This window comes from Halorientalis marina, from assembly GCF_023028345.1.
In the GTDB taxonomy this organism is placed as follows: Archaea; Halobacteriota; Halobacteria; order Halobacteriales; family Haloarculaceae; genus Halorientalis; species Halorientalis marina.
The window spans coordinates 432,341-445,211 of the sequence record NZ_CP095490.1 but is presented as its reverse complement, the minus strand read 5'-3'; the positions used below and the strand labels follow the sequence as shown (position 1 = coordinate 445,211).

The 12,871-nt window shown below is 61.3% G+C and carries 8 protein-coding genes; 2 read left to right on the top strand and 6 right to left on the bottom strand.

The features are described 5' to 3' along the window. Positions 1-2: 2 nt before the first annotated feature. From MUG96_RS23540 to MUG96_RS23515, 6 genes are all read right to left on the bottom strand, one after another. Positions 3-608: a hypothetical protein gene (locus tag MUG96_RS23540; RefSeq protein ID WP_246989596.1), complete on the bottom strand. Its 606-nt coding sequence runs from the start codon at positions 606-608 to the stop codon at positions 3-5. After that, on the bottom strand, positions 609-920 hold the full coding sequence (locus tag MUG96_RS23535; protein WP_246989595.1) for a DUF8065 family protein: 312 nt from the start codon (positions 918-920) through the stop codon (positions 609-611). It abuts the gene before it with no gap. A 97-nt stretch (positions 921-1,017) separates the two neighbouring features. Beyond that, a complete protein-coding gene (locus tag MUG96_RS23530) occupies positions 1,018-1,407 on the bottom strand; it encodes a helix-turn-helix transcriptional regulator (RefSeq protein WP_246989594.1) in 390 nt (129 codons plus the stop codon). A 484-nt stretch (positions 1,408-1,891) separates the two neighbouring features. Then, on the bottom strand, positions 1,892-3,574 hold the full coding sequence (locus MUG96_RS23525; protein WP_246989542.1) for a transposase: 1,683 nt from the start codon (positions 3,572-3,574) through the stop codon (positions 1,892-1,894). Positions 3,575-3,862: 288 nt separating this feature from the next. Next, positions 3,863-9,808 carry a PKD domain-containing protein gene (locus MUG96_RS23520; RefSeq protein ID WP_246989541.1) on the bottom strand — a complete coding sequence of 1,982 codons (5,946 nt, stop codon included), beginning with the start codon at positions 9,806-9,808 and terminating at the stop codon, positions 3,863-3,865. 292 nt (positions 9,809-10,100) lie between these two features. Then, on the bottom strand, positions 10,101-11,768 hold the full coding sequence (locus MUG96_RS23515) for a bacterio-opsin activator domain-containing protein (RefSeq protein ID WP_246989540.1): 1,668 nt from the start codon (positions 11,766-11,768) through the stop codon (positions 10,101-10,103). Between the two features lie 308 nt (positions 11,769-12,076). Between MUG96_RS23515 and MUG96_RS23510 the strand changes: the two genes are divergently transcribed. Further along, a complete protein-coding gene (locus MUG96_RS23510; RefSeq protein WP_246989539.1) occupies positions 12,077-12,355 on the top strand; it encodes a ribbon-helix-helix domain-containing protein in 279 nt (92 codons plus the stop codon). After that, a complete protein-coding gene (locus MUG96_RS23505) occupies positions 12,348-12,632 on the top strand; it encodes a type II toxin-antitoxin system RelE family toxin (RefSeq protein ID WP_246989538.1) in 285 nt (94 codons plus the stop codon). Before MUG96_RS23510 ends, MUG96_RS23505 begins: the two co-directional genes overlap by 8 nt. Positions 12,633-12,871: the final 239 nt, after the last annotated feature.

Sequence of the window (12,871 nt, the reverse complement as noted above, 5' to 3'; positions counted from 1 at the left end):
CGTCACGGGAGCAGGTGGTCGTCCAGAATATCGCTACAATCAATCGGAATCCCCTTCCACGCAGCTTTTACGGTGTTGTATCCGGTCCAGCCCTCACGCTCCAACAGCTCTCCGCACGCTTCGCAGAACTCACGACGCGAAATGAGCTCGTTGTCGGAGAGGATGTAGAACAGAAACGGCGGTGTGACAACACGGATATCTCCGGCTTGGTCGTCGACAGCGCGACGAATCGAACGCCGGCCGGTTGCGTCCATCAGGATGACGTAGTCGATAGCCTCGGGATTCTGTACTACTTCCTGTCGGAGCGATTCCTCGCCGGCGTCTGCTCCGTGGGGCCGGGGGACGCTCGTCACTTGAGTGAGCGGTGTTTCGTCATCTTCGAGCGCATCGAGCGCTGTACGGCTCCCGTAATGAAGTTGGTATGGTCGACTACCCTCTGGTGCGGTCTCGCGCGTGTTTTCGGCGTGCCGCTTGAGTTCCTGTTTGCAGACGTTCGTCGTTGTGAGACCGACGTGGGCGGTGATCTGGGGCCACACGGAGCTGTTTGCGACGGCGATCAGCGCGTCGGTATCGACTAAAATTGGATACCGTGTGGTGCCGCTGGCCATTTAGACGAGATAGTCGCTGGTGTCGTCCTCGGCAGCTTCACGGAACGCGTCGATATCCTCTTGGAGCAAATCGAACTCATCACCGAGGAGTACGCGAGCAGCGTCCTCAGAGAGATCTCCTGTCGAATAGCGTTCGTAAATCTCAATCTTGTCTTCGTCTGTCATCGCTCGCCGAAGCATCTGGGTGAGCCCCTCGCGAGCGAGTTCACTGATGTTGATTCCACCCAAGTGGATGGAATCGAGCTCGGTTGCTGCCTCTTTGAGCGGGCCAGCGCGGAATTTGATCGTATTGTCGAGCGGTTCCTGACTCATAACCGAAGATACACAGGCCCGCTTGATAAGTTGTTCCCCTGTGTGTGAACACATGGGAACACGTGGAGCTGATGAAGGCATACGCCCGTATTCAGCATTACGGCTCCTCTTGCTCGGCTTCCGACTCGATGGGGTCGACCGCGGTCTCCATCCAGGCCTCGACGTCGTCAGAGAAACCGCCGTCGATGTCGTCGGCTGTGGCAGCGCCGTGAAGCCCTGCCGACGCGACCGCGTGCTCGGCGTCGTCGATCGTCCAAAACCGGTCGCGGTGTTCGACGAGGCCGTGTTCTTCGAGGCGCTTCAGCGTGGGGCCGACGCTCCCCTCGGGCACGTCGACGGCCTCGACGATCTCCCGCTGGCGGAACGCCTGGTCGGCGTGCTCGAGGAGGAAGCGATAGACCGTACCCTGGGTAGTGTCCGGCGCGAGGTCGGGGAGCGATGGCCCGTCCTCGTCGATGGAGCGGAACTCGTCTTTCGAGATGGGCATCTTGGGTATTGATTTGTATTAGAAGCTATTAGGTCTAATTGGCAGTGCTCGCGACACGGGCTGGTGGATGGTGAAGTTCGCCGGCTTTTCCCCAGATTCAAGGCCCTCTTCGTCCGGTTCCACGGTTCGTGCTTCACCGACGGCGGCGGGGTACTTCAAAGTGGTCGTGATTATTCAGGTAATCATGACCACTGCTGTTTCATCATTATCGGCCGAATATCCGGGATAGAACCCTTACAGACCGACTTTCCCAGTCTATAAACTACATTCCGCTATACAGAATCAGAGCAGGGGAAGATGAGACTACACCGGCTATAGAGGGGCTGTAATGCAGATATTCAGACGGGTCAACGAGTCTGAACTGCTTCGAATAACCGCTCACGCACCACTTCTTGTTGGTCTCTATACTAGTTCTGCGAGTTTCTGTATCTGCTACCAAAGTTGTCACTCAGAACCGCGGCGTTCGGTCGGGTTACGAAGTCAGCTATCCGATTCCAGTTTCTTTCTTCAGCAGTGTCAGCGTGTTATCTGCCGTCACCATTGGCGACTTCTCATACCCACCAGTCAACTCGACCTGGACAAGCAGATCGACCGCTCGCCAGATCGAGTACAACAGACACGCGAACGCGAAGTAGAAGAACCGTAGCCCGAAATCCTTGGAGGTCGTGGCGGCCATGAAGCGCTTGATCGACTTGTAGCCACTCTCGATTTCCCAGCGAGCGTTGTACTGGGAGATCACCCCCGCAGGATAGCCGTTCGTCATGAATACGGCGTATTGCCGGTGATCAGTGTGGTCTGAGTCGTCTTTGCGCTGGTAGATCAGCGTGGTTTCGTGCCACTCGTTGCTCCCGAGGTGGAGTTTCCGATCAGTGACGTAGTGTTCCCTATCCCACCGACAGAGTCGCTTTGCCTGGGCTCTCTCGCTGGTCTGCATCCGCTTCGGGACGACATATGTCAACCCACGATTGTCGACAGCTTCGAGGACGTGCTGGCTGTCGAACTCACGGTCCATCAGCACTTCGTCGACGTGGACGAGATCCTCGGCTGACTCCAGCAGGTCCTCGACGATTTCTTTTCGCGTCTCGCCTTTCTGCACCGGTCGTGCATCGAGGACAATCGGGACAGCGTTACCAACGAACTGGATCGTCGCCCACTGGTAGGCGTACTCGTCAGAACTCTCTTTGGTCCCGATGATCTCGTCTTCGTGACCCGTTCGATCACCGGTGAACGGGTCGGCCTCTGTAATATCAATGGCAACGATACCTGCTCGGAAGAACTCCCCCGTCTCTGCGACCTCGTCCAACAGACGCCTCACTGCCTGCCGGTACATCTCTCGAACCTGTTTGACAGAGAGATTGCGAATATGGTCCCGATGGGCATGTCCTAGTGGTGTTCGGTCACGTGTTGATTCGTGAATAAAACTGCGAGCGCCCTCGTTCGCAGCGAGGTTCTCGCGTAAGCCGAGGTGTGTCTGGAGGTCCCAGTACGCATTTTCGTGAATCTCACACCCATCTCCACGATCCAGTGAGAACGCTGGGAAGACAACGCGGGTGACGTGATTAGTGATTCGCTCTGCGTGCTTTAGGATCGTTTTGTCATCAGGGGCGCTCTCGTTCTCAGACTCAGTAGTCTGATGTCGGAGCTTCCGTTCTGGGTCACGCGGAACCGCAACACCTGCGTTCTGTGCCTTGATCAGAATCGTCCGTGCAGCCGTCTCGACAGTCTCACGAAGATCCGCAGTGAAACGTTTGCGCCAACTGCGCCACAGTGTCGACTGATCTGGGACCGTCTCCATGCCCAACTGCTCGCAGAGATGAAGGTGCTGATCCAGGAACTCAACGAGCGCTGTTTCGTGATCCCACCCGTGGCATTCTCTCAGCACGAATAGCCGAAAGAGCACATCCATCTGATGGCTGGTCGAGTCTGCGTAGCGATCATGCGCATCGAATCTGACATAGGCTAGCGGGAGCGAACAGACGAACTGGGTCACCGAGTCGTGGGCATCGTGTGAGAACCACATTTCCGAGACAGTCCGGACATCTGATTCCAATCCGGCGAGTGAGCGACGGTCGTACACCGGTGTCGAATCGTACACTGGCCAGTCGATATGGGGGCGCTGTGCAACTCGTCGATAGACAGCGCGTCGAGAGTCACGAGTTGGTGGCACTACGAGACACTGGACTCACCACGCTCAAGAATCCGTTTCTGGTGATACAGACTGGAGATGTGACGTTATTGCTACACAATTGCCCCTCGGGGTCCAGTGACATTGACCGGACCGAAGACAGCCCACACCGCTCCAGATTAGTGACGATGTCGGCCTCCCCGTCTGTGCCCGTCGTGACTGTCACGGGTCGTCTGTGGCGAGCGTCCGGCGTGTCGCCGCGTCGATCCTACCTCCTCGGCCGGTCGCCAGAAGCCCTGGTCCGAGCAGGTCTTCCTGGGTAGGCCCGAGTTACGACCGCCGCCGACGCAAGACGACCATCATCAAGAACGCACCGAACGCCGCAGGGACGCCGAAGCCGGGGCCACTCGCGTCGGTCGTCTCCGTGGCTTCGGTGTCACCTGCTGTCTGGCTTGGTTTGTCTGTGGCCGCGGTGGTCTGTTGTGTGGTCTCCTGGTCTGCTGGTGTCGACTCAGTCAGCGTCTCGTCCGACTGGACCGAGACCGTCCCGGCAGACACAGTGCCGACTGTCAGCGTGTACTCCCTGGAGTCGGCTGGCGTGAACGAGAGTGACACGGTCCGCGTCGAGTTCGAGGCGAGGTCGACATCGCTGGTAGCGACGACTGTTCCGTTGGCTCGCAACTCGGCAGTGTAGGTCCCAGCCGCCCCGCCGAGATTGCGGACCGTCGCGTCGACAGTGACCGGCTCGGAAACGTCGCGGGTTTCCGACTGGCTGCTGGCACGCACGACCTCGAACGCTGGCTGCGTCGAGGCGATGGTGAACAGCGACAGCCCGGGCGATGTTCCCTCGAAGACGTAGTGGGTGGCGTTCGCACCGACTTCGTCGGTCGGGAGGCGAGTCCACCCGTCGGATTCGTCGCGATAGAGCGCCACACCACTCGGGTCGACACCAGTCTCGTTCAGCGCGGCTTTCCGGATTCGGAAGCGGAACGTGACGCTGTCGATGTCGGTGTCGGGGTTGGTGTGGGTCACTTCGACGTAGCCAATCGGCGACGAGCCGGTCTCGACCAGGAACGTCCGTGGGTCCGTGCGGTTACGGACGCTGTCGGTCGCTCCCTGATTGTCGGGAGCCGTCGTGTCGGTCCCTGTGTCGTCGGTCTCGCTCCCGCGCTCGCTGGTGTCGGTGTTGGCTTCCCACTCGCGCACCGAGATATCGAACTCCCGGGATCCGCTCTCGCTCGGGGTGATCGACAGGCTGTCGACGGAGACTGCGTTCTCACCCTCACCCTCGCCTTCACTGTCGTCGCTGCCGTCACTCTCGTCCTGGCCCTCGGCCCCGCTGGCGTCGGTCTCGGACTCGTTCGTCTGGTTTGGCTCGTCTGTCTCGTTGCCACTGGAATCGGCAGGTGTGTCGGAACTGTCGGCGTCAGTCCCGCTGAGGTCGAGCTTGATCGGACCGTCGTCGTCGGAAGCACTGACGGTGAAAGTGACGCTGCCATCCTCCGAGCGAGTGCCGCTGACGACGGTCCCAGTCCCGCCGCTGGAATCGTCGGCAGTGGGCTGGTCGCCACCAGTCTCGGTGGGGCCACTGCTCTCATTACCACTGCCACCGCTTCCGGAACTGCCACTGCTTCCGGCACTGCCACCGCCGTCACTTCCGCTACTTCCGCCGCTCTCGCTGCTGTCGTCACTCTGTTCGTCCTCACTCGCCCGCTCGACGGTTACACTGATGGTGTCGGTGTCAGTTGTCGACCCATCCGAGACAGTAAGTTCGACCAGTACTGTTGCCGCGTCCTCGAAGGTGTGCGTGACCGTCTCGCCGGTCGCGCTCTCGCCGTCACCGAAGTCCCACTCGTAGCTGGTGATTCCGCTGTCGCTCGTCGAGTCGCTGCCGTCGAAGGTAACTTTCTCACCGGCCGTGACGGTGCGGCTGCTGCCGGCGTCGGCGGTCAGTGAGGAGCTTCCGCCGCCAGTCGATTCGACGGTGACTTCGACAGTGGCCGTGTCGGTATTGCCTGCGGCGTCTGTGACGGTCAGTTCGACGGTGTAGGTACCTGGACTGTCGAAGGTGTGACTCGTCGTCGCACCGCTGGCCGTGTCACCGTCGTCGAAGTCCCAGTCGTAGCTGACGATGCCGACGTTGTCTGTCGACCCAGTCCCATCGAAACTCACTGACTGCCCTTCGTCGATGGTCCTGTCCGACCCGACGCTCGCGGTCGGCGCTGTCGAGTCGGTCGTCGTGAAACTCAGGGTGGTGTCGTCACCGATGCCGCCGAAGTCGTTTGTCGACGAGGCCGTGTCGGTGAGTGCCCCGGCGTCGATTTGGACGGCGTACGTGGTGGCTCCAGCCAGTGCAGTCGAGGGATCGATCCGGAGCGTCGACCCAGAGATGGAGACCGTCCCGTCGCCGCTGCCAGTGTCGCTGCTCACGTCGAAGGTCTCCCAGTCACTGAAGCCGCCGTCGTCCTCGTGAAGCGTGATGGTGCCCGACCCGAAGGCGATGTCCTCGCTGAACGTGATCGTGATATCGTCGCTCCTGGCGACCCCAGTGGCGTCGTCGGCCGGCGTACTCGACGCGATGGTGGGCGCGAGGTCGTCGGTCACACTGACAGTGACTGCCTTCTCGTATGTTCCCCCGTTGCCGTCGTTGGCTTCGAGGCGAACGTCGTAGTCCCCTTCGGCGAGCGCTGACGCGTCGTTCGCACGCAGGTCACCGCCGTCGATATTGAACTCGATGTTGTCACCGTCACCGCTCCCGCTGACCAGCGAGAACGTGTGACTGCTGTCGTCGACATCCGTGGCAGAGAGGCTCCCGACCACCGCGTCGGTGCCGCTGGACTGGGCGACGCTGGTGCTGGTGAGGCTGATGGCCGTCGGCGCGTCGTTGACTGGCGTGAGCGAGACGGTGCCAGACTTCGAGACACTCGCCGTGTCGCTGCCACCGTTAGATGTCCCACCGTCGTCAACGATCTCGGTGATCGTGATGGTCCGGTCGTTGCTGGTCGAGGGATCGTCCCCGGTGTGCCGGTAAGCGAGGGTGTCGAGGACCGTATTCGCCGTCGATTCGCTGAACCCACCACTGACGGTGACGGTCGCCGTCCCACTGGAGGCGCTGACCGACGCCGAAAGTCCGTTATTCGCGGTGTTGACACTGTTCCCGTCGGTGAGAGCGACGGAACTCCCATCGAGGGTTAGCGTCTCCGCCGAGCCGTCGGCCACGTTGTTGACGGTGAGTGTGAGGCGCTCGACCTGCTGGCCGCTCTCGACGACATCCGTACTGGCCGAGGAGAACGGTTCGGCTGCACTCCCGCCCTCAGTGAACGTCGGGTTGCTGGTCGAGACCGACAGCGTCGGCGCGTCGTTGACAGCCGAGAGCGAGACAGTACTGGTGATATCGAGGTTCGTGGTATCTTCACCGCCGTTTGCCGTGCCGCCGCTGTCGGTGACCTGCGTGAGTTTGACCACGCGGTCGGACCCCGTACTTGGGTCGTCGCCCGTATGCTCGTACTGGAGACCATTGATCAGGGTCTCGTACTCCCCGGGCGTCGCCGACTTCGAGACGGTGACCGTCGCGGTTCCACCGCTGAGTGTGACACTGTACCCGAAGCTATTTGCCGCCGTCGTCCCGCTGTTTCCGTCGGTCAGCGTCACCGCTTCGCCGTCGATGGTGAGTGTCTCTTGGGCTGGTTCTGCCACGTTGCTCACGGTCATCTCGACGTCAGTGAGTTGCTGCCCGCTCTCGACGGTGGACGCCGACGCCGACATGTAGAGGGTGACCGCACTCCCGTCTTCGGTGTAGGACGGGTTCGTCCCAGTCGCCGCCAGCGTCGGTGCGTCGTTGACGGGGTCGACGGTGATCGAGAACGTCTTTCCGGTCACGGAGCCACCGTTGCCGTCCGACAGGTCGAAGTCGAAATCGTCACTCGTGGTCTCGGAACCGTCGTGGTTGTAGAGCAGGTTTCCGTTGTCGATGTTGGCCTGGGTGAACGAGTCAGAAGCGGCGATGGGAGACTCGCCGTCCAGCGTTCCGTCGTCAGTCCCGCCGCCACTCCCGTCAATGAACAGATCACCCGCCGAGAGAGAAGCGGTCACCGTGTAGGTGATCGAGTCCCCATCTTGGTCGCTGGCGTCTAACTCCGAGTTCGGAATCTGGTTCGCGTTGGACCCTTCGTCGACGGTCACACCGCTGTTGGTATCCAGTGTCGGTGGGTCGTTCACGTCGGTGATACTAACGGTAACGGACTGGATGGCGGTGTTGCCCGCGTCGTCGGTGGCCGTCACGTCCAGTTCGTAGTCGCCGTCGCCGTTGTCGTCGGCCGGGTTCTCGAAGTCCTGTGCGCTGTCGAGCGAAAGCTGACCCGAACTGCTGTCGATGCTGAACGGTCCGGCGTCGCTGCCGGCGGCGCTGGACAGGGCGTACGTCGAAACTTCCGAGCCCGGTGGGCCGTCGTCACCGGCATCCACGTCGAGGAAATCGCTCGCTGTGCTTTCCTCGTCGACCGACGCGCTGTTGCTGGAGCCAGCACTGAACCCCGGATTGGTGTTGTCGACGGTGAACGATTCGCCGCTGGTGAAGGAGCCGTCACCACTCCCGCCACTGGTTCCCTCACCGCTCAGCGGGACACTGTTGCCGTTGGTGATGCCGTCGTCGTCGTCCAGATCGAGCCGGATGTCACCGTCGCCCGAAATCGAATCGACCGTGACAGTGATCGAGTTACCGGCCGTGGTCGGTCCGAAGCTCTGGACGGTGCCACTCGCGCTGTCCGTGGTGTGAAGCGTGAAATCACCGTCATCGACACCGCTGACGCTCTCCGAGAACGTCACGTCGAAGTCGACGCTGTCGGCGTTGGTGGGGTTCGATTCGCCGCTCGCCCGCTCGATAGACGTGACCTCGGGCGCGTCCTGAACGGTGACGGTCGGCGTGACAGAGACGCTCGTGTCGTCGGCCCACGCGAACTCGGGGCTGTAACTCCCATGGTCCGGTTCGTCGAAGGTGAACTCGACCTCGCCGTTGGTGTCGGTGACTTTCGTATCGCTCGCGGCGAAGCCAGCGAGGCCATCGTCGTCGAGGACTTCGACGGTGACGCCTTCGCCGGCGTCGGTGCCGCTCTCCTTTGCGGTCACGGTGATGGTGCCCGATTCGTCCTCGCCGACGGTCGGGCTGGTGGCCTCAATGCTGTCGACGGTGAGCGCCGTCGCCCCTTCCCAGGCGAGTCGCGGATAGCCACTGGTGACGATCCAGACCGTCTCGAAGTCAAGGTCCCCCATGTTCGACTGCGGTGCGAACCGTTGCATCTGCGTGGTGGTGAGTCCAGTGGCGTCGAACGATCCAGTGCTGGCACCATCCTGACCGTTGCTGTTCACGTCCGCGTCCCAGTATGAGTTGGAGACGGACCCAGCGTTGTTCCCGACGAGTCCACCGAGGGTGCTGGACCCCGAGACGCTGCCGGTCGCAAAGGACGACTTCACGTTGTCGCCGTTGTCGTTCTTGCCGACGAGTCCACCGACGTCGAACGATCCACTGACGCTGCCTGTCGCGTAGGACTGTTCGATCAGATTTCTGTTCTCGCCGACGAGTCCGCCAGCCTGATTTCCCGAGCCGGAGACGCTCGCCGTCGACCCGGACCGTCTGACGACGCCGCCGGAGAGGCCGACGACGCCGCCGGTGTACCTGTCGCCGCTGACCGACCCAGTCACCCGTGTCTCGATGATGTCCCCGCCTGCGTTCCTGCCGGCGACGCCACCGGTCTGGTCGCCCCCCGTGATGTCGGCACTCGCAAAGGTAACGTCAGTGACCAGGGCACCGGATTCTATGTACCCGAACGCGCCGACGTAGTTCGTCCCACTACGCGAGATAGTGAGCCCGGACACCTCGTAGCCTGCTCCGTCGAAGGTCCCCGTGAACTTCGTCCCAGAGTCACCGATGGGGTCGAAGCCCTCCGTCGTCGAGTCGTCGTCGGGGTCCCAGTTGCTCGTCCCGCTAGCATCGATGTCGGCGACGAGTTTGTAGTCCTTGCTCAGCGCGTCCGAGCGACTAGTCGCGTCGTCGTGGTTTTCGTTGATACACTGGAGTTCGTCGATGGTGCTGACCTCCAAGTTTCCTGAGCCGTCGGTGCTGTAGCTCACCGTGGAACAGTCCGGGGCGGTGTTGCCCGCCGCCGCGGTCCCGACGAACCCGGTACTTGTCGCCAGCAGCGCCAGTCCGACCAGCCCGACGAGATACACCGCCAGCAGTCTGCCCGCCCTATGGGTCACGCCGACCACCGCCAGAACCACGGCCGCCTCGCTCCCCGACGCTGACGTGCCCGACCGCTCACGCGACTCGCTGCTGCGGTTGCGGAACCAACGATTCGATGTTTGTGCCTGTCACCGCTGTCCGTCGTCTGTCGATGCTGGCCGCCGGTAGAGTAGACCGCGCTCGTGCCCAGCGACCGACTCTCACAGAGACACGTTAGCAAATACACGTTGCTGTCCGCTACGCATCATGTCGGTGTAAAGATGGCTTGCAAATATACGCAACAGTGACAACGAAACAACCAGTATGTGCGGACAGCCACGCGCCGTCGGCTCAGTCGAGTCGCCCGTCGTGAGAGAAGACATCCTCGAAGACGGCCCGTTCGGCGTTGCGCAGGTGATGGAGGAACGTCGAGGCCGAGGAGCCGAGCGTCGCGGCCACGTCCTCGGCGCTGGCCTCCTGTGGCCGCTCGAAAAAGCCCGCCAGCGAGGCCGCCCGGAGGGCGTCTTCCTGTTTTATCGTCAGCCCGCTGAACGCGCTCGGGTGGTCGTCGTCGACGGTCCGCTCGGTGCAGGCGTGCATGGTCGCCTCCGGCCAGTGGTCCTGCACGGCGTCGACGATTGCACCGAGGTCGGTCCGGCGTGGGAACTCGACGATTAGTTCCAGGCGACCGTCACGGGCGGTAATCGAGCGCAGGACCTCGCCGTGTCCACCGACGAGTTCCCTGATCGACCCGGCGTCGGTGCGAATCGACACGACCGTCCTCGTCTCCGACTCCGTGACGACGGTCGCCGTCCGGACCGACGGGAGCCCTGTTGCAGTCGCCCGGAGTGTTTCGGCGTCCACGTCCGCTGTTTTGAGCAGGAACGTGACACCGTCACTGCCCTGCAGTTCCTCGACGACAACTTCCGGGCTGTCGTCCTCGGCGTCAATCTCGTCGCCGTTATTCTCGCCGGCGGAGTCGCCGTCGGTGTCGTCGTATTCCTGGGCAGCCAGCGCTCTCGATAGGGCCGTCAGGACGTGCTCACCCGAGTATCGAAGCGTGAGTTCGGTCACGGTTTCGCTGGCAAGTGCTTCCTGTTGGCGATGGATCCGCTGTTTGAACGCGAGCGCTGCTGCCACCTCGTCGACCAGCTGTCCTGCCACGGGGCTGCCAGCGTCCGTCCGGACCACAGTGAGCGCGCCATAGGACAGCCCCTCGTGATCCAGCGGCACCGACCGGACCGAGGTCAGCCCACACTGCTCCAGTTGGGCGCCAATCTCTGGCTCCTCGTCGGCGTCCATCGTGACCGTCACGGGGTCGTCAGTGGTGAGTGTCCGTCGTGTCGCCGCGTCGATGCTGCCGTCCTCGTCCGGTCGCCGGAAACCCCAGTCCGATCCGTGATCGGCGATCACCACCGGATGCGGATCGTCTCCCTGTGTCCCCTGCTTCCGGACGACCCAGGCCGCCTCGTAGCCGTAGTCGTCGACGAGCAAGCGACAGACACTCGCGGCGATTTCGGTGTCGGTCGAGGTCTGCAGGAGGAGCTGGCGGATGGCTTCTTTCCCGTCCCGTTCGGACTGGACCTGTTCGCGGGTCTGCTGGAGGGCACGCTCGCGCTGTTTCCGCTCGGAGATATCCCGGGAATTGATGACGTAATTCCCGTCAGGCGTCGGATCCGAGGAGCCGACGGATTCGATCCACCTGTAGGAGCCGTCTGCCATCAGGTGGCGGTATTCGACCGTCTCGACGTGTTGGCCGTCCTCGGAGACGATTGCAGCGAATGCTTCGACGACGCGGTCCCGGTCCTCGGGGTGGAAGTACTCGGCGACCTGCTCGCCCACCAGTTCCTCTTGATCGTACCCGTAGAGGCGCTCGATGGACGGACTCTCGTACAGCACCACACCCGACGGGTCAAGCAACGTCAGCAGATCAGTCGAGTGCAATGGCAGCCGGTCGAGTGATGAGACATCCTCCAGTTCGGGAGTTGTCTGTGAGCTCGACCCCTCGTCGCTATCCATAGGCTCTCGTGTGTTCGATTCCCGATGAGTCCTTCGGTCACGTCACTGGAAGACACACGACTCTGTGATTCTGGAACCACTGGGAAACAGCAGTCTCAACTACTGCGCAAATATCCAGACCTTAGAGAACAACAGCATATGATACAATGTCGAGACTGCTTGCTCGTGCTCCAGTCCCTGACACACCACTGCTTCCGCTGAAAAACCAGTAGATAGCGGCCGGCTTTTCACTCGAAACCTGGTGTGTGAAACCTCGGATCTGAAGATCAAGCGTAATGGTTATTGCTACACAGATTCAACACGAAGACATGGCAGAAGCCGAATCCCCTGAGAAAACGACGGTCAATATCCGGATGACAGAGACGTTCCTCGCCGATGTCGACGGCACCTGGCAGGAGGAAGGATACAACAGTCGGAGCGAGTTCATCCGTGATGTGCTCAGAGATGCAATCAAGCATCCCGATTTCAACCGGGCAGATCTGAAGGCAATGCTCGCAAGTGAAGTCGACATTCAGGAAGGGAGAACACAGACGAGCGACGAAGTGAAGGCAGATCACGGGCTGGCCGGGAACAGCGACGATGAGTGAGGCGTGGGACTGGGAACTCACCGACACCGCAAACCGGCAGTTCGACGGCCTTGACGAGTACGCGCAAGAGCGAATTAGCTCGAAACTGGACGAGATCGTCACCGACCAGTGGCGCGATCCGACGGACTACCTGAAACCGCTTGAGGGCGCGCCCCATCAGAAACTTCGAATCGGTCCATTTCGTCTCGGCTGTCGTGCTGATCGTGGTGAGAAGGTTCTCTACGTACTCACAATCAAGAAGCGGGGTGGCGACGCCTATCGAGGAGACGACGACTAACAACTCGAATAGATTTCGGCTGCTTGATCTCTGATCCATATGCATTGAGAACGCTAGTCTCAACTACCAGGTGCTCGGGAAGTTGAGACTACAGCGGGTTTAGCAGGGCTCTGATGCGTGAATGTAACCGATTCGGTCAGCGGGTACTGCCCCAGATGGCCCTCCAAGCGGCTATTCTTGTAATACACCCAACTATATGGACAAGTTTTCGAGATTTCCAGCAGCGTAGCCACTCAGAC

What these genes read in the sequence shown, in the direction of transcription:
- MUG96_RS23515 (WP_246989540.1), bottom strand. Translation starts at nt 11,768, where the DNA reads ATGGATAGCGACGAGGGGTCGAGCTCACAGACAACTCCCGAACTGGAG.
- MUG96_RS23510 (WP_246989539.1), top strand. Translation starts at nt 12,077, where the DNA reads ATGGCAGAAGCCGAATCCCCTGAGAAAACGACGGTCAATATCCGGATG.
- MUG96_RS23505 (WP_246989538.1), top strand. Translation starts at nt 12,348, where the DNA reads ATGAGTGAGGCGTGGGACTGGGAACTCACCGACACCGCAAACCGGCAG.
- MUG96_RS23535 (WP_246989595.1), bottom strand. Translation starts at nt 920, where the DNA reads ATGAGTCAGGAACCGCTCGACAATACGATCAAATTCCGCGCTGGCCCG.
- MUG96_RS23530 (WP_246989594.1), bottom strand. Translation starts at nt 1,407, where the DNA reads ATGCCCATCTCGAAAGACGAGTTCCGCTCCATCGACGAGGACGGGCCA.
- MUG96_RS23540 (WP_246989596.1), bottom strand. Translation starts at nt 608, where the DNA reads ATGGCCAGCGGCACCACACGGTATCCAATTTTAGTCGATACCGACGCG.